This window comes from Janthinobacterium lyxosi, assembly GCF_051380665.1.
Lineage (GTDB): Bacteria > Pseudomonadota > Gammaproteobacteria > Burkholderiales > Burkholderiaceae_D > Janthinobacterium.
In genome coordinates, this window is the sequence record NZ_JBNYXM010000013.1 from 77,788 (window position 1) to 98,804 (window position 21,017).

General features: G+C 66.6%; 15 protein-coding genes. 13 read left to right on the top strand and 2 right to left on the bottom strand.

Annotated features, from left to right (window positions below; translation table 11 throughout):
• Positions 1-49: 49 nt before the first annotated feature.
• From prsT to ACQ4WP_RS15855, 3 genes are read left to right on the top strand one after another with little or no spacing between them, the layout of a single operon-like run.
• Positions 50-2,833, top strand: a complete 2,784-nt coding sequence (gene prsT, locus ACQ4WP_RS15845; RefSeq protein WP_436522210.1) for an XrtA/PEP-CTERM system TPR-repeat protein PrsT — start codon at positions 50-52, stop codon at positions 2,831-2,833.
• A 3-nt stretch (positions 2,834-2,836) separates the two neighbouring features.
• Positions 2,837-5,341, top strand: a complete 2,505-nt coding sequence (locus ACQ4WP_RS15850) for a hypothetical protein (protein ID WP_436522212.1) — start codon at positions 2,837-2,839, stop codon at positions 5,339-5,341.
• Positions 5,338-6,126, top strand: coding sequence for a S1 family peptidase (locus tag ACQ4WP_RS15855; protein ID WP_436522214.1), 789 nt, complete (start codon positions 5,338-5,340; stop codon positions 6,124-6,126). The genes ACQ4WP_RS15850 and ACQ4WP_RS15855 overlap by 4 nt, the downstream gene beginning before the upstream one ends.
• Positions 6,127-6,129: 3 nt before the next feature.
• Here ACQ4WP_RS15855 and ACQ4WP_RS15860 read toward each other — a convergent pair whose 3' ends face one another.
• Both ACQ4WP_RS15860 and ACQ4WP_RS15865 read right to left on the bottom strand, forming a co-directional pair.
• Positions 6,130-6,876 (bottom strand): N-acyl amino acid synthase FeeM domain-containing protein, encoded by a 747-nt coding sequence (locus tag ACQ4WP_RS15860; RefSeq protein WP_436522216.1) that lies wholly within the window; start codon positions 6,874-6,876, stop codon positions 6,130-6,132.
• Between the two features lie 200 nt (positions 6,877-7,076).
• Positions 7,077-7,700, bottom strand: a complete 624-nt coding sequence (locus ACQ4WP_RS15865; RefSeq protein WP_436522218.1) for an XrtA/PEP-CTERM system exopolysaccharide export protein — start codon at positions 7,698-7,700, stop codon at positions 7,077-7,079.
• 252 nt (positions 7,701-7,952) lie between these two features.
• Here ACQ4WP_RS15865 and ACQ4WP_RS15870 point away from each other — a divergent pair, with 252 nt between their 5' ends.
• From ACQ4WP_RS15870 to ACQ4WP_RS15915, 10 genes are read left to right on the top strand one after another with little or no spacing between them, the layout of a single operon-like run.
• A complete protein-coding gene (locus ACQ4WP_RS15870; protein ID WP_436522220.1) occupies positions 7,953-9,482 on the top strand; it encodes an XrtA system polysaccharide chain length determinant in 1,530 nt (509 codons plus the stop codon).
• A gap of 20 nt (positions 9,483-9,502) precedes the next feature.
• Complete coding sequence (locus tag ACQ4WP_RS15875) at positions 9,503-10,369, top strand: XrtA-associated tyrosine autokinase (protein ID WP_436522222.1); 867 nt, start codon at positions 9,503-9,505, stop codon at positions 10,367-10,369.
• Positions 10,353-11,864, top strand: a complete 1,512-nt coding sequence (locus ACQ4WP_RS15880) for a TIGR03016 family PEP-CTERM system-associated outer membrane protein (RefSeq protein ID WP_436522223.1) — start codon at positions 10,353-10,355, stop codon at positions 11,862-11,864. Before ACQ4WP_RS15875 ends, ACQ4WP_RS15880 begins: the two co-directional genes overlap by 17 nt.
• Positions 11,865-11,876: 12 nt before the next feature.
• Positions 11,877-13,037, top strand: a complete 1,161-nt coding sequence (gene wecB, locus ACQ4WP_RS15885) for a non-hydrolyzing UDP-N-acetylglucosamine 2-epimerase (RefSeq protein ID WP_436522225.1) — start codon at positions 11,877-11,879, stop codon at positions 13,035-13,037.
• The gene (locus ACQ4WP_RS15890) at positions 13,034-13,894 is read left to right on the top strand and encodes an XrtA system polysaccharide deacetylase (protein WP_436522227.1); all 861 of its coding nucleotides are present in this window, start codon (positions 13,034-13,036) and stop codon (positions 13,892-13,894) included. The genes wecB and ACQ4WP_RS15890 overlap by 4 nt, the downstream gene beginning before the upstream one ends.
• On the top strand, positions 13,894-14,997 hold the full coding sequence (locus ACQ4WP_RS15895) for a FemAB family XrtA/PEP-CTERM system-associated protein (protein ID WP_436522398.1): 1,104 nt from the start codon (positions 13,894-13,896) through the stop codon (positions 14,995-14,997). Before ACQ4WP_RS15890 ends, ACQ4WP_RS15895 begins: the two co-directional genes overlap by 1 nt.
• A 2-nt stretch (positions 14,998-14,999) precedes the next feature.
• Positions 15,000-16,289: a TIGR03087 family PEP-CTERM/XrtA system glycosyltransferase gene (locus ACQ4WP_RS15900; protein WP_436522229.1), complete on the top strand. Its 1,290-nt coding sequence runs from the start codon at positions 15,000-15,002 to the stop codon at positions 16,287-16,289.
• Positions 16,286-17,860: an exosortase A gene (gene xrtA, locus ACQ4WP_RS15905; protein WP_436522231.1), complete on the top strand. Its 1,575-nt coding sequence runs from the start codon at positions 16,286-16,288 to the stop codon at positions 17,858-17,860. Before ACQ4WP_RS15900 ends, xrtA begins: the two co-directional genes overlap by 4 nt.
• Entirely contained in the window at positions 17,850-19,052 is a 1,203-nt protein-coding gene (locus ACQ4WP_RS15910) for a TIGR03088 family PEP-CTERM/XrtA system glycosyltransferase (protein WP_436522233.1), read from the top strand. Before xrtA ends, ACQ4WP_RS15910 begins: the two co-directional genes overlap by 11 nt.
• Before the next feature lie 10 nt (positions 19,053-19,062).
• Positions 19,063-21,015, top strand: coding sequence for an XrtA/PEP-CTERM system amidotransferase (locus ACQ4WP_RS15915; protein ID WP_436522235.1), 1,953 nt, complete (start codon positions 19,063-19,065; stop codon positions 21,013-21,015).
• The last annotated feature ends 2 nt before the right edge of the window (positions 21,016-21,017 follow it).

The following is a 21,017-nucleotide window of genomic DNA, read 5'->3' on the forward strand; positions in this document are numbered from 1 at the left end:
TAAGCTAGGCCATGCCCATCGTTCATGCACGCCGCTACCGGAGACTTCCATGGCCCGTTCCCTGCCCCGCCCCTTCCCTGGCCTGCCGGCCGCCGCGCTGTGCTGCACCCTGCTGCTGCCCTTGCTGACGGGGTGCCACGGCACGCAGAGCAGCGAATCCCTGTTGGCCGACGCGCAGCAGTACCGCCAGAAGGGCGAGGCGCGCGCCGCCATCATCCAGTTGAAGAACCTGCTGCAAAAGGAGCCGGATAACGGGGCGGCACGCTTGCTGCTGGGCAGCATCTATATCGACACGGGCGAGGCCCTGTCTGCCGAGAAAGAATTGCGCAAGGCAAAATCGCTGGGGCTGGCGTCGCAGCAAGTGATGCCATTGCTGGGCAAGTCCTGGCTGATGCTGGGCCAGTTCGACAAGGTACTGGCCGAGATCGCCGACGATGCGGCGCAGCCGCCAGCCGTGCTGGCCCTGCGCGGCGATGCCCTGCTGGCGCTGGGCCGCCAGGACGAAGCGCGCGCCGTGTTTGCGCGCCTGCTCGAAGTCCATCCGGGCCAGGTCGAGGCTTTGCTGGGCCTGGCGCGTCTGGCGGCACTGGAGCAGCAGGTGACGGCGGCCGAGCTGCTGCTGGCGCAAGCCTTGAAAAGCGCGCCTGCCAACCTCGACGCCTTGCGCCTGCAGGGCGACCTGCTGCGCCTGCAAGGCAAGAACGACGCGGCGCGGCGCGCCTACGTGCAGATCCTCAAAATAAAACCGGACAATACCCAGGCGCATATCGACCTGGCCAACCTCGATATCCTGGAAAACCGCTACGCGGAAGCGGCGGCCCAGCTGGCCACGGCGCGCAAGACGGCGCCCAACAGCCTGGGCCTGCTGCAGACCCAGGCGCTGCTCGATTTCCGCCAGGGCAAGAACAAGGCGGCCCTGCAATCGTTGCAACTGGTGCTCAAGGTGGCGCCCGAGCACATGCCGTCCATCCTGCTGGCCGGCGCCGTGCAGCTGAAGCTGGGCTCGCCGCAACTGGCGGAAAGCTATCTGCAGCGCTTCCTGGCCGTCTATCCCAAACATCTGTACGCGCTCAAGATGATGGCGTCGATCGAACTGATGCGCGGCAAGACGGACGCCGCCCTCGACCTGCTGCTGCCCGTGCTGGCCACCTTTCCCGAGGACGTGGAACTGCTGTCGCTGGCCGGCGAGGCGCATTTGCGCGCGCGCCGCTACGACAAGGCAGCGGCGTATTTCGAAAAGGCCAATACGCTGGCACCGGACACGGCCAGGCTGCATGCGGCGCTGGGTATCAGCCGCCTGGGCATGGGCGAGAACAGCCGTGCCATCGACGAACTGGAACGCGCCAGCATGCTCGACAAGAGCACGCCGCAGGTGGGCACCATGCTGGTGATGACCTTGCTGCGCAACAAACAGAACGACAAGGCCCTGACCACCGTCAAGATGCTGGAACAACAGCAGAAAGGCACGAATCCCCTGCTGCTGAACCTGAAAGGCGGCGTCTACATGGCCTTGCGCGACGTGCCCGCCGCGCGCGCCAGTTTCGAGCAGGCCCTGGGGATGGACCCTGTCTATTTACCCGCCTTGAACAATCTGGCGCAGATCGACCTGGCCGAGAAAAAGCCGGAACAAGCGAAACAGCGCTTCGAGCGGGCGCTGGAAAAAACGCCGAAAAATGCCGACCTGTGCGCGGCGCTGGCCAAGCTGGCCGCCTCGCAAGGCAAGACGGACGAGGCGCGGCGCTGGCTGGAGCGGGCCCACCGCGACAATCCCGACGCCGTCGCACCGGCCCTGCTGCTGAGTAACTTTTACCTGCAGACGGGCGCGCCCGACAAGGCGCTGGAACTGGCGCGCACCCTGCAGTCGGGCCACCCGGACGACGCCGACGCGCTGGCCATGCGCGCGCAGGTCGAATACGGCGCCGGCCAGACGCAGGCGGCGCTCGACAGCTACAGCAAGCTGGCCAGCCTGCAGACGACGTCGGCGCCGCTGCAGATGCGCATCGCCAGCCTGCACCTGGCACTGGGTGACGGCCACAATGCGCTGCAAGCCGTCAAGCGGGCGCAGGCGCTCGATCCCACCCTGCTCGAAGCGCGCGTGGTCGAAGTAAGCCTGCTGCTGTCGCTGAACCGCCAGCGCGACGCGCTGGCCGTGGCGCGCCAGGTACAGCAGCAGCAGCCGAAGCTGGCGGCCGGCTACAAGCTCGAAGGCGACGTGCTGATGGCGCAGAAACTGCCGCAGGAAGCCGTCAAGCTGTACGAACACGCCCTCCAGATCAGCAAGATCGGCCCCATGCAGGTGCAGCTGTACCGCGCCTTGCTGGCCTCGGGCCAGGTGCGCGAGGCGGATGCGCGCATGGCGACCTGGCTGAAGGACAAGCCCGATGACTTGGGCGTGCGCACCTACCTGGCCGGCGCCAAGCTGGAGGCAAAGCAATATCGCGCGGCCATCGAACAGCTCCAGTACATCGTTGCCAAGGACACGGCCAATCTGGCGGCGCTGAACGACCTGGCGTGGGCGTATCAGCAGGAAAAAGATCCGCGCGCGCAGGCGACGGCCGAGCAGGCGCTCAAGCTGGTGCCGGACAATCCCATCGTGCTCGACACCCTGGGCTGGATCGTGCTGGAACAGGGCGACGTCAAGCGCGCGACCACCCTGCTGCGCAAGGCAGCCGGCCTGGCGCCGAAGTCGCCCGACATCCAGTACCACCTGGGCGCGGCGCTGGCGAAATCGGGCGACAAGCCGGGGGCGCGCAAGCAACTGGAACAGCTGCTGGCCGCCAACAAGGATTTCCCGCAGCGGGCCGAGGCGCAGGCCTTGCTGACCCAGCTCTAGGCCATGGTGGCACACGCGGCCCTGCCCGGCCTGGCGCTGCGGCTGCTGGCCTTGCTGGCGGGCGCCGGCTGCATGCTGGCCTTGCGCCATTATCCGCTGGGCCACAGCTGGCCCGGCCTGCTGTTTGCCGCCCTGCTGCCCGCCTACTTCCTGCTGCTGTGCTGGCGTCCCGCCTGCTGGCTGTTCTGCCTGCCCGCCTTGCTGCCGGCGCTGGACCTGGCGCCGTGGACGGGTTGGTTCTTCCTCGAAGAAATCGACGTGCTGCTGTTGCTGACGGTGGCTTGCGGCTATTGGCGCCTGGGCGGGCCCGCCAAGCCTGCAGCGGCGCGGCTCTCGCCCGCCGCCCGCGCCTGCCTGCTGCTGTGCAGCCTGGCCTGGCTGGCGGCGCTGCTGCGCGGCGTCCTGCCGCTGCCGCCCCTCGACGTGTATGCCTGGGATAATTACCTGAGCCCTTACAACAGCTTGCGTCTGGGCAAGGCCTGGGCCTGGAGCATGCTGCTGCTGCCGCTGCTGCTGCGCGACGGCGACGCGTCCGCCCTGCGCCGCTACGCGCTGCCGGGCATGCTGGCCGGGCTGGCCATGGTGTCCCTGTTCGCGCTGTGGGAGCGGGCCGTGTTTCCCGGTTTGATGAACCTGTCCAGCGACTACCGCATCACGGCGCCGTTTTCCGCCATGCACACGGGAGGCGCCGCGCTGGACGGCTATCTGGCCCTGAGCCTGCCATTTGCGGGACTGTGGCTGGCGCGCGCACACAGCCGCTGGCAGGCGGCGCTGGCCTTGCTGCTGCTGGCACTGGCCCTGCACGCGGCATGCACCACTTTTTCACGTGGGCTGTACGCGGCGCTGGCAGCGGCCATGCTGCTGGCTTTTTGGCAGATACTGCGCACAGGCCACGGCGCGGCGCGGCGCCCGACGGGGCGGCGACCAATGGGGAAACTTTTGCTGAGCCTGCTGCTGGCCGTGCTGGGCACCGTCCTGCTCGTGTACATGTTCAGCCTGGCCGGCTACCGGGGCTTGCTCGCCGCCGTGGTCTTGCTCGCGGCCAGCTTCGTGCTGGCGGCGCGGCCCTTGCCGTGGCGCCTGGCGCCGGCCAGCCTGCTGTGCGCGCTGTGCCTGCAGGGGCTGCTGGCCAGTTGGTGGCCGGAAGGAGCCGGCCAGCAGGCTGCCGGCTGGCTGAAAGGCCCGTATTTCCTGTTCTTGCTGGCGGCCGCGCTGCTGGCGGCCGTGCTGCTGCCCGGCCCCCTCTGGCCGGGCAGCGCTGCCGGCAAAGGCCCAGCCAGGCTGAGCCTGGCGATGATGGCGTGGACCATGCTGGCGTGCAATCTCGTCTGGATAGGCTGGCACTGGGCGGGAGCACCGGCCCTGGCGCCTGCCTGCCTGGTCGTGCTGCTGGCCATGCTGATGCTGTGCAATGGACGCTTGCGCCCACCGCTGTGGCGGCTGGACCGCGCCAGCCTGAGCATGGCGGGCGCGGCCGGCATCCTGTTGCTGCTGGCCATACCCGTCTCGGCCAGCTATTACGCCACCGAACGTTTCGCCACCACCGCCTTCGACATGCAAGGCCGTTTGCGCCATTGGCGGCAAGTGCTGGCCATGCAGCCATCCGACTGGGGCGATCAGCTGTTCGGCATGGGCATGGGCAGCTTTCCCGCCACGTATTACTGGCACAATCCCGGGCGCGAGGTGCCAGCCAGCATCGCGTATGCGGAGGAAGGCGGCGAGCCTGGTAACTCCGGCAACACTTTTGTCCGCCTGGCAAGTCCCGGCTACAGCGCCGGCTACGGCGAACTGCTGCGACTGCTGCAACGCCTGGCGGTGCAGCCGGCCACGCGCTACACGCTGGGGCTCGACGCGCGTAGAAACGGCCCAATGCCCGTGCTGCTGGTGCGCCTGTGCCAGAGACAATTGCTGTATGCACAAAATTGCGTGAATATCCCCCTGCGCCTGCGTCTACCGCAGCCAGGCGCGCCGGCCAGCGCGTGGCTGCACTATGAAGTGCCGTTCGACAGCAAATGGCTGGGCACGGGTGCCTGGCTGCTGCGCCCGCCCGTGCAGCTGGAACTGGCGGCCAGCGGTACGGCCACCTCATCCGTGATCGAGGTCGACAATCTGAGCCTGCGCGCGCCCGGCGGCGAGGAATTGATACTCAACGGACGCTTTACGCAGGCAAACAATTACTGGTTTTTCAGCAGCGACCACCATCACTTGCCGTGGCATATCAAGAGCCTGGCGCTGCAGCTGCTGGTGGAAACGGGCTGGTGCGGCGCACTGTCCATGCTGGGACTGCTGGCCCTGGCCGGCCTGCGCCTGCTGCGCCAGACCATGGCAGGCGACCAGGGCGCGCTGGCCTGCGCCGCCGCCCTGCTGGGTTTTCTCGTCGTCGGCCTGTTCGACAGCCTGCTCGACGTGCCGCGCATTGCCCTGCTGTGCTACCTGATGCTGCTGTGCGCGCTGCTGCAGCCCCCGCCACCCCCGCCACCTCGTCCTGCTGAAAGTGCGCCGCCATGAAAGCCCTGTCGCATACCTTCTCCTCCGTCCTGATGTCTTGCCTTGCCTTGGCCCTGGCCCTGACCAGCGCACCCAGCCGTGCCGACGAAGCCCTGGCGCAAGTCATTGCGCGCGTGAAACCGTCCATCGTCGGCGTGGGCAGCCTGCAAAAGACGCGCACGCCGCCCATGAATTTCATCGGCACGGGTTTCGTGGCGGGCGACGGCTTGAGCGTGCTGACTTGCGCCCATGTGATCCAGAAACTGCTCGACGCCAATCCGGACGAAGTCATCGGCATTCTCACGGGTCAGGGCGAGGCGGCGCAATTTCGCCACGCCAAAGTGCAGGTGCTGGACACGGAACACGACCTGGCCCTGCTGCGCCTGACGGGCGCGCCGCTGCCTGCCCTGGCGCTGGGCGACGCGGCCACGGTGCGCGAAGGCCAGGCCATGGCCTTTACGGGATTTCCTCTGGGTACCTTGCTGGGCTTGCATCACGTCACGCACCGCGCCACCGTGTCGTCGCTGACGCCGGTAGTCACGCCCAGCGACAATGCACAGCGCCTCGACCCACGGCGCCTGGCGCAACTGAAAAAAACACCGTACATCGTGTTCCAGCTGGACGCGACGGCATATCCGGGCAGCAGCGGCAGCCCCCTGTTCGACCCCGAGACCGGTCTCGTCTACGGCATCGTCAACATGGTGTATGTCAAAGGCCTGAAAGAGGCCGCCATCAGCGCCCCCAGCGGCATCACATATGCGATTCCGGGCAGCCATATGCAGGCGATCATGCTGAAAAATAAATGAGTTTCAGTTGCGCCCCTGCCGCAGCCGGTCGGTGATGCCAGGTTCATCCCATGTCGGGAAAAAAAAGGGGTAAAACGATCGTTCCCCCCCATGCTGTTCCATCATGCCGCCGTACTTGCGGATCTGGGTCCCCATGTAGTCGAGGTCCAGACGCAGCAGCACGGCCGGCGCCCCCACGCGCGTGCACTCTCGCTCGCCGCCAAAATCCTTGAAACCGAGCATGCGCTTGTAAAACACCACATGCCTTGGATTGACTTCAATCACGTAATCCGTAAAGCCGTGAATATTATGGGCATAGATATAAGAAATATGAATCAGCGCCGCAAACACGCGCTTGCTGACGCCCTTGTCGATGGCCAGGCGCGACGGTTCGCACAGGCGCCGGCCCTGCTCGCGCAGCACGTCGAGCTTGTCGCGGAAGTTTTCATCGGCCGGCAAGCCCGTCTCGGCATTATCCAGGCACAAGGTCATGGTACCGACGGTGGAGCCTGCCGTTTCTGCAAACAGGGTGATTTTATTCAGCGCATGCGCGATGCCGGGATCGACGGCATAGCCGCGCCAGCCGTACATCTTGCGGATCAGCAAACTGGCCGCTTCGCGCCGGCCACGCGAATTGGCCATGCGGATATGAAAGCGCTGCAGGTCGAGCTCGTGCTCCATGGCCGGATCGATCTGCCCCTCGCCCACCACCAGGTCACTGAAAGTACCGGGCGTGTCGAAAGAAATAATAGGTTCATCTTCAAAGCTCATCTTGTCCTCACGTTCATCGGCAGCCGTCGAGACGGACTGAAGCCAATGCCTTGTGACAAGAAAAAAGCGAAAAAAGTTCCCACCATCAGCCCAAAAAAACAGAAGATAGTGCCTTTGGATGGCAAAATTACACGCTGAAATTTTCCGAAAAGTACAAAAAGACAAATATAACTGCTGTTTTAACATTGCTGAGATCGCTACTAAAAGAAACTCTCCGGTATCAACAGCACGTCGCCCGGCCGCATCATGACGTTGGCGGAAATATCGCCATGCTTGAGCAGGTCGTCCAGGCGCACGCCCAGCTGCTGCTGGCTGCCTTCGCGCATGCGGATGATGCTGGCCTTATTGCCGGCGGCAAAGTCAGTGATGCCGCCGACGGCGATGAGCACGTCCATCAGCGACATGCCCAGCCGGTACGGCAGCGCCTGCGGCTTGGCCGCCTCGCCGATGACCCGGATCTGCTCGCCGTACGGGCCCGAGAAATTGGTGACGATGACCGTCACCACCGGTTGCTGGATGAACTTGCCCAAGGCTTGCTCGATGTCGCGCGCCAGCTGGGTCGAGGTCTTGCCGCTGGCGGCCAGATCCTCCACCAGCGGCGTGGTGATCTTGCCGTCCGGCCGCACGGCCACCGTCAGCGACACTTCCGGATTGCGCCAGACGATGATGTTGACGGAGTCGCCCGGGCCGATCAGGTAGTCGTGCATGGGCGCGCTGTCGTCGGCAGGCGCCAGCGGATAGCGTGTGCGGCAGCCCCCCAGCAAGCTGGCGCTACCCGCCAGTACCAGTGTATGGCATAGAAATGCACGGCGAAACGGATTCATGCGGGGCCTCTTCGAGTCAATGGCGCGTCCATGGCCGGCCCCGCAGAACCAGCCTGGGCCGCCAACTTCCTATGATTATTAAAACCCGGCAAGTGAACCTTGAGGCGTATCAAGAAGCAATCATCTTGGGAAATCTTGCTCGATAGTGGCCCTATACTTTGCTTACTCAACAGGCAAGCATTTCTTGCAAGATGCCGTTGTCCGCGCCGCCCAGCCATCGACCGTGCAGCACCGTCACCAGAAGGAAGCGACATGGAGGAATTGATACAGCAACTGCTTTCCAGCCTGAAAGGCATCTGGAAGTACCGCTGGCATGCGGTGCTGGTGGCGTGGCTGGTGGCGATCGGCGGCTTCATCAAGGTGATCACCCTGCCCGACGACTTCCAGACGTCGGCGCGCGTGTTTGTCGATACGCAAACCATCCTCAAGCCGCTGTTGGCCGGCATGACCAGCGTGCCGAACACGGAACAGCAGGTGGCCATCATGAGCCGCACCCTGCTCAGCCGCCCGAACGTGGAGCGCGTCATGCGCATGGTCGACCTCGACCTGGACACGAAGACCGTGCGCGAACACGAGGCCCGGCTCGATGAACTGATGAGCCGCATCAAGATCACCGGCACCAACGCCTACGACATCTACACCATCAGCTATAGCGGGCGCGACCCGAAGCTGGTGCGCGACGTGGTGCAAAGCCTGCTGACCATCTTTGTCGAAGGCAGTTTCCAGGGCAAAAAAGGCGATTCGCAGAAAGCCGTGCAATTCATCGACGAGCAGATCAAAAATTACGAGGACAAGCTGAGCGCGGCGGAAAACCTGGTGAAGGAATTCAAGATCCGCAACAACCTGCTGCTGCCGCGCCAGGGCATCGACTATGGCAGCCAGCTGCTGATGTCGTCCGATAGCCTGAACAATGCCAAGCTGGAACTGGTCGAGGCGGAACAGTCGCGCAAGGCCATCCTGAGCCAGATCGAGGGCGACGAGCCAGTGCTCGACCTGGAGCCGAACGCGTCGGCCATCACGAATCCGGAACTCGACGAGCGCATCGCCTCACTCAACAAGAACCTCGACAGCCTGCGCATGCAATTTACGGAGTTGCATCCCGACATCATCGCCTCGAAGCGCCTGATTGCCCAACTGGAAGAGCGCAAGATCGAGGAAAGCAAGCTGAAAACGGCGTCCGGCGACCCGGGCAAGAACTACAGCCCCATGCTGCAGCAACTGAAGGTGGCGCTGACGGACGCGGACGCCAAGGTGGCTGCCATCCGCGCCCGCGTGCAGGAATACAACGCGCGCAATGAGCGCCTGCTGGCGCAAAGCAACGCCGTGCCCGAGGTGGAATCGCAGCTGGCGCAACTGAACCGCGACTACATCATCAACAAGGAAAACTATGAAAAGCTGATCGGCCGGCGCGAAGCGGCCAAGCTGTCCGGCGAACTCAGTTCCACCACCGAGATGATGGCCTTCAAGATTATCGACCCGCCCACGGTGCAATATGCGCCCGTCGGCCCGAACCGTCCGCTGCTGTTCAGCGCGGCGCTGGGCGCGGCCCTGGTGGCCGGCATCGCCACGGCCCTGCTGATCAGCCAGGTGCGCCCCACCTTCCTCAGCCCCGCCGAACTGCGCGATGCCACAGGCTTGAACGTGCTGGGCACGGTATCGATGAACTGGACGCCGCTGCAGCAGGTGCGCCGCCGCCGCGCCCGCTATGGCTTTGCCGGCTGCCTGGGCAGCCTGTTCGTGCTGTACGGCGGGGTCATGACGGCCGCGCTGCTCAAATTCTAGACCATGCCACGGGAGCGACGATGACCAGCAAGGAGCGCAGCAGCAAGGACAGCGGCAGGCAGGAAGCCATCATCCTGGGCGTCGCCGAAGCCCCCATGCCGTACGCAGCGGACAGCGCCAATGGCGCAGACGGCGCGGACACCCTGGCGGCGGCCAGCAACCCCCAGTACCGCCCCCTGAACCTGGCCCGGCTGGCGGAGCAAGGCATGCTCACGCAGGAAGGCGGGCGCAGTTCGGTGGCCGAAGATTTCCGCATCATCAAGCGCCCGCTGCTGCGCCAGGCGCGCGCCAGCGGCGCCGAGGCCATCCGCCATGGCAACCTGATCGTCGTCACCAGCGCCATGCCCGGCGAAGGCAAGACGTACTGCGCCGTCAACCTGGCCATGAGCATCGCCATGGAAATGGACATCACGGTGCTGCTGGTCGATGCCGACGTGGCGCGTCCGTCCGTGCTGAAAGTGCTGGGCCTGTCGCCCGAGCCGGGGCTGATGGACGTGCTGCTCGACCCGCAGCTGGCCATGGCGGACGTGATCCTGAAAACCAACGTGGCCAACCTGCGCATCCTGCCCGCCGGGCGCAGCAACAAGCATGCGACGGAATTGCTGGCCAGCCGGGCCATGAGCCGGCTGCTGGCCGAGATCGCCAACCGCTACGCCGACCGCGTCGTCGTCTTCGACTCGCCGCCCCTCTTGATCACCAGCGAAGCGCACGCGCTGGTGGGACAGATGGGCCAAGTGGTGATGGTGGTCGAGGCGGAAACGACGACCCAGCACGCCGTCAAGGAAGCGCTGCGCCAGATCGACTCGTGCGAACACATACATTTGATCTACAACAAGACCAAATCGTTCCCCGGCAACGATTACTACGGCTATGGCTATTACGACTAGCCGCCTGCTACCGTTGCTGTCCCTGCTGCTGCCCATGCCGGCCTTGGCTGTCGACTGGTTGGTGAAACCCTCGCTGCGCCAGCGTGTAAGCTATACGGACAATGCGCTGCGCGCGCCGCCCGGCAAGGCGCAATCGGACTTCATCACGGAAATCGCGCCCGCCATCGCCCTCATCGGCACGGGCCCGCGCCTGCGCGTGCACCTCGATTACAGCTGGCACAAATTCCTCTCGGGGCAGCGCGGCAATAGCGATAACCACGACTTGCGCGCCGCGGCCGACGCCGAGCTGGTGCAGGACTGGTTCTTCATCGATGCGGACGCCAGCGTGAGCCGACGCAACATCTCGCCGTTCGGCCCGCAACTGGTAGCCGAGCTGCCCGACACGGACAATGCCAGCACGGTGCGCACCACCGGCATCAGCCCCTACCTGCGCCACCGCTTTCACGGCCTGGCCTCGGCCGAGCTGCGCTACACGCGCAATACGGTCGACAGCGGCGAATTGCTGTCCGTACACAGCGATGAAATGGAATTGCTGCTCAGCGGCGAGCCGCGCGGCAAGGGCTGGACCTGGAACGCCAGTCACGACGTGCGCCGCACGCAGGACAGCAAGCTGGCGCCCGTGCGCATGCAGCGCAGCAGCGTGGGCCTGCGCTATCCGTTCGGCAGAAAATGGGCGGCCACGGCCAGCGGCGGCATGGAAAAGGAAGGCTATATTTCGAGCACCGGCAAGGCCCCGGAAGGCCGCTTCTGGTCGCTGGGCGGTGTGTGGACGCCGTCGCCGCGCACCAGCGTGGCCTTCAGCACGGGCAAGCGCTTTTTTGGCAATACCTACAGCCTGGATGCCAATTTCCTGCAGCGCCATACCAACTGGCAACTGAGCTACAGCGAAAACATCACCACCCTGCCCACGCAGTTTTTGCGCCTGGGCGACCGCGACGCGGGCCAGCTGCTCGATCAATTATGGCGCGGCATCTTTCCCAATGCGCGCGACAGGCGCTTGCGCATCAATGCCTTCCTGCGCTACGCCAACAGCCTGGGGCCGGAACGGGGCGCCATCAATTATTTCAGCCACCGCTATTTCCTGCAAAAACAGCTGCAACTGACGATGGCGCGCGCCACGGCGAAAAGCACGATGGTCGTCGGCGTCACGGCCGTCGACCGGACGGCGCAAACGGCCAGCGGCATCGAGAGCGCCTTGTTGCCCGGCATGGAGTTCGGCAGCGAAGACCGCACGCGCCAGATCGGCAGCAACCTGGGCTGGAGCTGGCAAGCCAGTTCGCGCACCAGCATGCATGTCAATGCCGGCTACGCCAGCGTGCGCTCGCTGAGCGTGCCGCGACGCGACAACAACATCACCGTGACGGCGGGCTACACGCGCATCCTGCAGCCGAACATGACGGCCAGCATCGACGTGCGGCACATGCGGCATACCAGCAACCGGGGCGGCGATTACCGCGAAAACGGCGTCAGCGCCACGCTCACCATGCAATTCTAAGGAGGCTGCAGCATGTCCGACCCTTCTCTTCCGTCCGGCGCGCCCGCGCACCTGCTGTGCGTGGTAGCCGCGCGCCCCAACCTCATGAAAATGGCACCCATCCTGGCCGCCCTGGCCCGCCAGGCGAGCGCGGTGCGCGTAACATTATTGCATACTGGGCAACATTACGACACGGCCATGAACGACCAGCTGTTTGCCGACCTGGACCTGCGCGCGCCTGACATTGCCCTCGACGTCGGCTCCGGCAATCACGCGCAGCAGACGGCCGAAATCATGCGCCGCTTCGATGCCGTGCTCGACGCCCATCCGCCGCTGGCGCCCGACGCCGTGCTGGTGGTGGGCGACGTCAATTCCACCCTGGCCTGCGCGCTGGTGGCGGCCAAGCGCGGCACGCCCGTGATCCATGTCGAGGCGGGCTTGCGCAGCGGTGACCGGCGCATGCCCGAGGAAATCAACCGCGTGCTGACGGATCAATTGTCCAGCCTGCTACTGACCAGCGAGGAAGGCGCGCGCGCCAACCTGCTGCGCGAAGGCATCGCCGCCGAGCGCATCCACTTCACAGGCAACGTCATGATCGACAGCCTGCGGCAGCAGTTGCCGCGCGCCGTGCCGCCCGCCGCCACCCTGCGCGCCCTCGGCCACGCCTGCCCGCCTGCTTACGGCCTTTTGACCTTGCACCGGCCGTCGAACGTGGATGACGCGCTGCAGCTGGAAGCGCTGCTGCGGGCGCTGGGGCAATTATCATGCCAGCTGCCGCTGCTGTTTCCCATCCACCCGCGTACCTTGGCCGGCCTGCGCCTGGCGGGCCTGGAAGCATTGCTGGCGCGGCAGGCCATCGTCTGCCTGCCGCCGCTGGGCTACCTGGAAATGCTGGGCCTGATGCAGGGCGCGCGTCTGGTGCTGACCGATTCGGGCGGCATCCAGGAAGAAAGCACGGCCCTGGGCGTGCCCTGTCTGACCCTGCGCGACACTACGGAGCGGCCCGTCACCGTCAGCGAGGGCACGAATACCCTGGCCGGCACGGACCCGGCCGCCATCCTGGCGCTGGCGCGCGCCATCCTGGAGACGGGCGGCAAGCGGGGCCGCATTCCGCCCCTGTGGGATGGCCACGCAGCCACGCGCATCGCCGCCGTGATCGCGCCCTGGCTGGCGGCGCGCCGGGGCCCGCAATGACGCCACCGCCTTCATCTTTGATATTGCGCAATGCCCTGACCATCGACGTGGAAGACTATTTCCAGGTGTCCGCCTTCGCGCCGCACATCGCGCGCGCCGACTGGCCCCGCCTGGAATGCCGCATCGAGGCGAACATCGAGCGCATCCTGCTGCTGCTGGAAGAGCGCCGCATCCACGCCACCTTTTTTACATTAGGCTGGATCGCCGAGCGCTATCCGGCCATGCTGCGCCGCGTGGCCGGCGCCGGGCATGAAGTGGCCAGCCACGGCTATGCGCACCTGCGCGCCTGCGACCAGTCGGCCGCGCAGTTCGCCGACGATGTGCGCCACAGCAAGACCATCCTGGAGCAATTGACGGGGCTGGCCGTGCACGGCTACCGGGCGCCCAGCTTTTCCATCGGCGCGGCCAATCTGTGGGCCTTCGACGTGCTGCAGGAAGCGGGCTACCGCTACAGTTCCAGCATCTACCCGATCCGCCACGACCACTACGGCATGCCCGATTCTCCCCGCTTCGCCTGGCGTCCACGCGGGCCGCATGGCGTGCTGGAACTGCCCGTCAGCACCGTGCGCCTGCGCGGACGCAACTTGCCGGCCGGCGGCGGCGGCTATTTCCGCTTGATGCCGTATGGACTGTCGCGCTGGTTTTTGCGACGCATCAATTCGCGCGACGGGCAAGCTGGCATATTCTATTTTCACCCCTGGGAACTCGATCCCGGCCAGCCGCGCCCGCCCGGCCTGAGCGCGAAGACGCGCTTTCGCCACTACCTGAACCTGGGGCGCATGGAAGCGCGACTGGCGCGCCTGACGCGCGACTTCACCTGGGACCGCATGGACCGTATTTTTCTGGAAAGCACATGATGCACGAGGCCAGCCTTCCTACCGACCCGACGCCGTCCAGTGCCGCCATTGCCGTGCGCTCGCTGCAGGCGCGCGAGCATGCGCGCTGGGATGCCTTTGTCGAGGCCTGTCCCGAGGCCACCTTCTTTCACCGCGCCGGCTGGCAAACCATCCTGGAACAAGGTTTCCGCCACGACAGCCATTTCCTGTACGCGGAACAGGACGGGCGCATCACCGGCGTGCTGCCGCTGGCACATGTGCGCAGCCGTTTGTTCGGCTCGTCCCTCGTCTCGCTGCCGTTTTGCGTGTACGGCGGCATCGCCGGCGGCAGCGCGGCCGTCCGACTGGCTCTCGATGGCGCCGCGCAGGCGCTGGCGCGGCGCCTCGGCGTGGGACACCTGGAATACCGCTGGCGCGAGGTGGCGGAAAATGCGTCGGAAAATACGCCGAAAAACGCGGATGCGTGCTGGCTGCAGAAATCCCTGTACGCGACCTTCCGCCGCCCATTGCTCCCCGATGCCGAACAGAATCTGCTGGCAATTCCCCGCAAGCAGCGCGCCGTCGTGCGCAAGGCCATGGCGGGCGGCCTGCACAGCGCCATCGAGCATGACCTCAAGCATTTCTACCCGATCTACGCGGCCAGCGTGCACCGGCTGGGCACGCCCGTCTTCGCGCGCCGCCATTTTGCCCTGCTGCGCACGGTCTTCGGCACCGATTGCGAGATCCTCACCGTGTATCACGGCCAGCAGGCGCAGGCCAGCGTGCTGCTATTCTATTTCCGCGATGAAGTGCTGCCGTATTACGGCGGCGGCACGCCGCTGGCGCGCAGCACCGGCGCCAACGACTTCATGTACTGGGAAGCGATGCGCCGCGCCTGCGCGCGCGGCTACCGCCTGTTCGATTTCGGCCGCAGCAAGCTGGGCACGGGCGCCTTCGACTTCAAGAAAAACTGGGGGTTTACGCCACAGCCGCTGCCGTATGCCTACCAATTGGTGCGCGCCACGGCCTTGCCGGAAGTCAATCCCCTGAATCCGAAATACGCGCTGTTCATCCGCGCCTGGCGCCGCCTGCCGCTGCCGCTGGCCAACCTGCTGGGGCCGCATATCGTGCGGCAGCTGGGCTAACCATGCGTGAACTTTTATTCCTCGCCCACCGACTGCCGTATCCGCCCAACAAGGGCGACAAGATACGCTCGTGGCACATGCTGCAGTACCTGAGCCGGCATTTCCGCGTGCACCTCGGTTGCTTCATCGACGATGACGACGACTGGCGACATGCGAAAACCGTGGCCGCCCTGTGCGCCAGCACGCGCTTCATCGACTTGCGGCGCGGCTCGGCCCGCTGGCGCGCCATGCAGGCGCTGCTGTCGCGGCAAGCCATGAGCGTGCATTACTACCGCGATGCGCGCCTGCTGCAATGGGTCGATGGCCTGCTATCGGGCGGCAAGGTGCGCCACGCGCTGGCCTTTTCCGGGCCCATGGCGCAATACATCGACGGCAGCGCAGGCCGCGCCCTGCATCGCGTGATCGATTTCGTCGATGTCGATTCCGACAAATGGCGCCAGTACGGCGACAGCAAGCCCTGGCCCATGTCGCTGCTGTACCGGCGCGAAGCGCAGCTGCTGCTGCAGTACGAGCGCCATATCGCCCAGCAGTTCACGGCCACCAGCTTCGTCTCGCCGGCCGAAGCGGCCCTGTTCCGCCAGTATGCGCCGATGGCGCGGCGCAAGACGGGCCATGTCAACAATGGCGTCGACACGGCGTACTTCAGGCCCATGCCGGTCCAGCCTGGCGTGTATCCACCCGGCGTGCAGGCGCTGGTGTTTACGGGCGCCATGGATTACTGGCCGAACATCGACGCCGTGCAATGGTTTGTGCGCCACGTCTGGCCCGCGCTGCGGCGCCAGTTTCCCCAGTTGCAGTTTTATATCGTCGGCAGCGCACCCGTGCCCGCCGTGAGGGCGCTGGCAAGACTGGCCGGCGTGGTGGTGACGGGCAAGGTGCCCGACATCCGGCCCTACCTGGCCGGCGCGGCGCTGGCCGTGGCGCCCCTGCGCATCGCCCGCGGCGTGCAAAACAAGGTGCTCGAAGCGATGGCGATGGGCAAGATCGTGCTGGCCACGCCGCAGGCACTGGAAGGCATCGCCGCCCAGCCGGGCCTGGAACTGCTGCTGGCGCGCGACGACGCCGAATTCATCCACCATGCCGCGCGCGTGCTGCGCAACGCCCAGGGCGGCGCGGCCGAAGGGAGCGGCGCGGCCATCGGCGCGGCGGCGCGCCAGCTGGTCTTGCAGGATTACGACTGGGAACGCAATCTGCGCAGCCTGGGCACCATGCTGGGTCTGCCTGCCGAGGCGGATGCGGCCGGCAGCGGCGTTGCCGCGTCGACACAGACCGTGGGGGAGATATCCACATGAGCCTGTTGCTCGACCAGGCGCTACGCTTACCGGACGCAGCCGTCCTGCCGCATGGCGAACACCGGCGCCAGGCCGCCCTGGCGGCCCTGCTGCTGGCCCTGGCCGCCATCATGCTGCTGTACCACGCCACTTTCTGGTCGATGGTGGAATTGTGGGCGCGCTCGCAGACGTTCGCGCACGGTTTCTTGATCGTTCCCATCAGTTGCTGGCTGGCCTGGCGCCAGCGCGCCCGCCTGGCCGCGCTGGCGCCGCAGCCGTCGCGGCCAGGCTTGCTGCTGCTGGGGGCGCTGGGCCTGGCCTGGCTGCTGGCCGACGCCGCCAACGTGCCCGTGGTGGAACAATATGCAGCCACGGCCATGCTGCCCGCCTGCGTGCTGGCCATCCTCGGCTGGCCGGCCGTGCGCCTGCTGGCCTTTCCACTGGCGTATCTGTTTCTCGCCGTGCCGTTTGGCGAAGTCTTCCTGGAACCCCTGATCGACTTCACGGCCGCCTTCACGGTGACCGCGCTGCAATGGACGGGCGTGCCCGTGTTTCGCGATGGCAGCAATTTCTCCCTGCCTACCGGTAACTGGTCGGTGGTGGAAGCGTGCAGCGGCTTGCGCTACCTGATTGCCGCGCTGGCCCTGGGCGCCCTGTACGCCCATGTGCACTTCCACAGCATGGGGCGACGCCTGGCCGTCATGCTCGCCGCCCTGCTGGTGCCCATCCTGGCCAATGGCGTGCGCGCCTACCTGATCGTGATGTTGGGTCATCTGAGCAATATGCGCCTGGCCGTGGGCGTCGACCACCTGATCTATGGCTGGCTGTTCTTCGGCGTGGTGGTGCTGCTGCTGTTCTGGCTGGCCGCGCGCTGGCGCGAATTGCCGCTGGCGCGCGCCGCCTTACCGCCCGTGTCCCCTGGCGCCAGCGTGGCCGGCATGCGCGCCGCCATCCGCGCCAGCGTGGCCTGCCTGCTGCTGGCATCGCTGTGGCCGGCGCTGGCGCTGGCCAGCCACCGCCACGCCGGCGCCGCGATGCCAGCGACCGTGCTGGTCTTGCCCGATCCGCCCGCCTGGCAGCGCCTGCACGATGCTGCACCAGCCTGGCAGGCGCCATATGCGGGCGCGCCCGCGCGGTTTGCCGCCACGTATGCGCGCCAGGGTGGCGACGGCGTGCCCGTGGGCTTGCAGCTGCACTGGTATGCGCGCCAGGCGCGCGATGCCGAACTGCTGACGCACCAGGCCTTGCCGTATGGCGCGCGCTGGATGCCGCTGGCGCAGCGCGTGCAGCATGTCAGCCTGGCCAGCGGCGCCCTGGACGTGCGCGAAAGCGTGCTGGGACACGGCGGCGAACGCCTGCTGGTGTGGCGCGTCTACCGCCAGGGCGGCATCGTCACGGCCCGGCCCGTGCTGGTGAAACTGCTGCTGGCGCAAGCCAAGCTGCTGGGCACGCGCCAGGATGGCGCCGACATCATCGTCTTTGCCGCCTATGACGAGCTGGCGTCGCCACCGCGCGCGCGCCTGCAAACGTTCCTGCAGGCGGCGCTGCCCGTCATCGAACGACGCTTGCAGGAGTTGCCGCATGGCCCTTGACACCGATGCTGGCCGCACGCCGGCGGCCAATGCCGCCCCCCTGATCGTGCACGTGATCCACCAGCTCGACGTGGGCGGGCTGGAAAACGGCCTGGTGAACCTGATCAACCATTTGCCGCCGGAACGCTACCGGCACGCCATCGTCTGCCTGAAGAACGCCACCGCGTTTCGCCAGCGCCTGACCACGCCGGGTGTCGATGTCATCAGCCTGGACAAGCGCGAAGGCAAGGACTGGCGCCACTATCTGCGCCTGTACCGCGTACTGAAACAGCTGCGCCCGGCACTCGTGCATACGCGCAACCTGGGCTGCCTCGAAGCGCAACTGCTGGCCTGCCTGGCCGGCGTGCGCCTGCGCGTGCATGGCGAACACGGGCGCGACATGAGCGACTTGCACGGCACACGCCGCAAATACCGGCTGCTGCGCAAATGCATGCTGCCCTTGGTGCAGCACTTCATCGCCGTCAGCGCCGACCTGGGAGAATGGCTGGTGAACGCCATCGGCGCGGCGCCCGCGCAGGTGTCGCACATCGGTAATGGCGTCGACAGCGTGCAATTCCATCCACGCCTGGGGCCGCCAGCCGCCGTGGGGCCGCCCGGCTTCCTGTGCAACGGCACCTTCGTCATCGGCAGCGTGGGCCGCATGGCGGCCGTCAAGGACCATGCCTCGCTGGTACAAGCGTTCTTGCTGCTGCTGGCGCAGCCAGGCGCCCGCGCGCGCCTGCGCCTGATCATCGTGGGCGACGGACCGTGCCGCCAGACATGCCTGACCCTGCTGCTGCAGGCCGGCGTGGCCCATCTTGCCTGGCTGCCCGGCGCGCGCGACGACGTGGCGCAGCTGCTGCGCGCCATGGACCTGTTCGTGCTGCCCTCGCTGGCCGAAGGCAGCTCGAACACCATCCTCGAAGCGATGGCGACGGGGCTGCCCATCGTCGCCACGCAGGTGGGCGGCAACGCGGAACTGGTGCAGTCGGGCTGGAGCGGCACCCTGGTGCCGTCCGGTTCGCCCGAGATGCTGGCCGACGCCATGCTCGACTACTACAGCATGCCCGAACTGGGCCCCCGCCACGGCGCGCGCGGGCGACGCCAGGTGCTGGCCGAGCACAGCCTGCCCGCCATGGCCGGCGCCTACCTGGCCGTGTACGACCGGCTGACGGGTGCGCGCCAGCCTCCTCCCCTGTCCACCACTCCCTGAAAGGCCTTCCATGTGCGGCATCAGCGGCATCTTTGATTTGCAGGGCCAGCGCGACATCGACGTGCTGCTGCTGGCGCGCATGAACCACAGCCTGCGCCACCGGGGGCCGGACGAAGGGGGATTGCACCACGAACCGGGACTGGGCCTGGCGCACCGGCGCCTGTCCGTCATCGACCTGGCCAGCGGCCAGCAGCCGCTGTTCAACGCCGACCGCAGCATCGCCATCGTCTTCAATGGCGAAATCTACAATTTCCGCAGCCTGATGGCCGAACTGCGCCAGTTCGGCCACCAGTTCCGCACCAGCAGCGACACGGAAGTCATCGTCCATGCCTGGGAACAATGGGGAGAACACTGCGTGCAGCACCTGCGCGGCATGTTCGCCTTCGCCCTGTGGGACCGGCGGCGCCACCTGCTGTTCCTGGCGCGCGACCGCCTCGGCGTGAAACCCCTGTATTACGGCGCGGCGGACGATGGCACCCTGCTGTTCGGCTCCGAACTCAAAGCCCTGCTCGCGCATCCGGCCATACCGCGCGTGCTCGACCCGCTGGCCGTGGAAGAGTACTTCGCCTACGGCTACGTGCCCGAGCCGCGCAGCATCTTCCAGCACGTGCGCAAGCTGCCGCCCGGGCATACCCTCTCCATCCGCGCCGGCCAGCCGCTGCCCGCGCCGCAATCGTACTGGGACATTCCATTCACGCCGAATCCGCCCGCCAGCGAGGCGCAGGCGGCCGACGAACTGCTGGCGCGCCTGCGCGAAGCGGTGCGCATCCGCATGGTGGCCGAAGTGCCGCTGGGCGCCTTCTTGTCGGGCGGCGTCGATTCCAGCGCCGTCGTGGCGCTGATGGCCGGGGCGAGCGCCACGCCCGTCAACACCTGCTCCATCTCGTTCGGCGACCCGGCGTACAACGAAGCGCGCTACGCCGACCTGGTGGCGCGCCGCTACGCCACGGCGCACCACGCGCGCCAGGTGGAGCAGGACGACTTCGAGCTGATCGACCTGCTGGCCAATCTGTACGACGAACCGTTCGCCGACAGTTCCGCCATGCCCACCTGGCGCGTCTGCCAGCTGGCGCGCCAGCGCGTCACGGTGGCCCTGTCGGGCGACGGCGGCGATGAAAGCCTGGCCGGCTACCGGCGCTACCGCCTGCACACGCGCGAAGAAAAAGTGCGCAAGGCGATGGACCCGTTGCTGCCGGCCGGCCTGCGCCAGTCGCTGTTCGGCACCCTGGGGCGGCTGTACCCGAAGGCCGACTGGGCGCCCCGCTTCCTGCGCGCCAAGACCACCTTCGAGGGCCTGGCGCGCGACACGACGGACGCGTATTTTCACGGCGTCAGCCTGCTGGGCGACGCCATGCGCGCGCGTTTGTTCAGCCCCGAGCTGCGGCGCAGCCTGCACGGCTACCGCGCCGTGGAAGTGCTGCGCCGGCACGCACTGGCCAGTCCCGCGCAAGACCCCCTGTCGCAGGTGCAGTACCTCGACTTGAAAACCTACCTGCCCGGCGACATTCTGACCAAGGTGGACCGGGCCAGCATGGCGCATGCGCTGGAAGTGCGCTCGCCCCTGCTCGACCATGAACTGGTGGCGTGGATGTCCGGCCTGCCGCCGCAATTCAAGCTGCGGCGCGGTGTAGGCAAGTACCTGCTGAAAAAAGCCCTGCGCCCGCTGCTGCCGGACACGCTGCTGTACCGCCAGAAGATGGGCTTTTCGGTCCCGCTGGCCGACTGGCTGCGCGGCCCGCTGCGCCAGCGCCTGCAACAGCGTCTGCTGGGTCCCACCCTGGCGCAGTGCGGCCTGTTCGACATGGACTATGTGCGCCTGCTGCTCGATCAACATGCGAGCGGACGGCGCGACTACAGCGCGCCCCTGTGGTCGCTGCTGATGTTCGAGGCGTTCTTGCGCCAGGTGCTGCCCGTCGATGGCCGCAAGGCGCCGGCGCAAGTGCCGGCCATGGCAGTGGAGTAAGG

Coding starts and splice junctions, on each gene's coding strand:
- prsT (WP_436522210.1), top strand. CDS start 50: ATGGCCCGTTCCCTGCCCCGCCCCTTCCCTGGCCTGCCGGCCGCCGCG.
- ACQ4WP_RS15850 (WP_436522212.1), top strand. CDS start 2,837: ATGGTGGCACACGCGGCCCTGCCCGGCCTGGCGCTGCGGCTGCTGGCC.
- ACQ4WP_RS15855 (WP_436522214.1), top strand. CDS start 5,338: ATGAAAGCCCTGTCGCATACCTTCTCCTCCGTCCTGATGTCTTGCCTT.
- ACQ4WP_RS15860 (WP_436522216.1), bottom strand. CDS start 6,876: ATGAGCTTTGAAGATGAACCTATTATTTCTTTCGACACGCCCGGTACT.
- ACQ4WP_RS15865 (WP_436522218.1), bottom strand. CDS start 7,700: ATGAATCCGTTTCGCCGTGCATTTCTATGCCATACACTGGTACTGGCG.
- ACQ4WP_RS15870 (WP_436522220.1), top strand. CDS start 7,953: ATGGAGGAATTGATACAGCAACTGCTTTCCAGCCTGAAAGGCATCTGG.
- ACQ4WP_RS15875 (WP_436522222.1), top strand. CDS start 9,503: ATGACCAGCAAGGAGCGCAGCAGCAAGGACAGCGGCAGGCAGGAAGCC.
- ACQ4WP_RS15880 (WP_436522223.1), top strand. CDS start 10,353: ATGGCTATTACGACTAGCCGCCTGCTACCGTTGCTGTCCCTGCTGCTG.
- wecB (WP_436522225.1), top strand. CDS start 11,877: ATGTCCGACCCTTCTCTTCCGTCCGGCGCGCCCGCGCACCTGCTGTGC.
- ACQ4WP_RS15890 (WP_436522227.1), top strand. CDS start 13,034: ATGACGCCACCGCCTTCATCTTTGATATTGCGCAATGCCCTGACCATC.
- ACQ4WP_RS15895 (WP_436522398.1), top strand. CDS start 13,894: ATGCACGAGGCCAGCCTTCCTACCGACCCGACGCCGTCCAGTGCCGCC.
- ACQ4WP_RS15900 (WP_436522229.1), top strand. CDS start 15,000: ATGCGTGAACTTTTATTCCTCGCCCACCGACTGCCGTATCCGCCCAAC.
- xrtA (WP_436522231.1), top strand. CDS start 16,286: ATGAGCCTGTTGCTCGACCAGGCGCTACGCTTACCGGACGCAGCCGTC.
- ACQ4WP_RS15910 (WP_436522233.1), top strand. CDS start 17,850: ATGGCCCTTGACACCGATGCTGGCCGCACGCCGGCGGCCAATGCCGCC.
- ACQ4WP_RS15915 (WP_436522235.1), top strand. CDS start 19,063: ATGTGCGGCATCAGCGGCATCTTTGATTTGCAGGGCCAGCGCGACATC.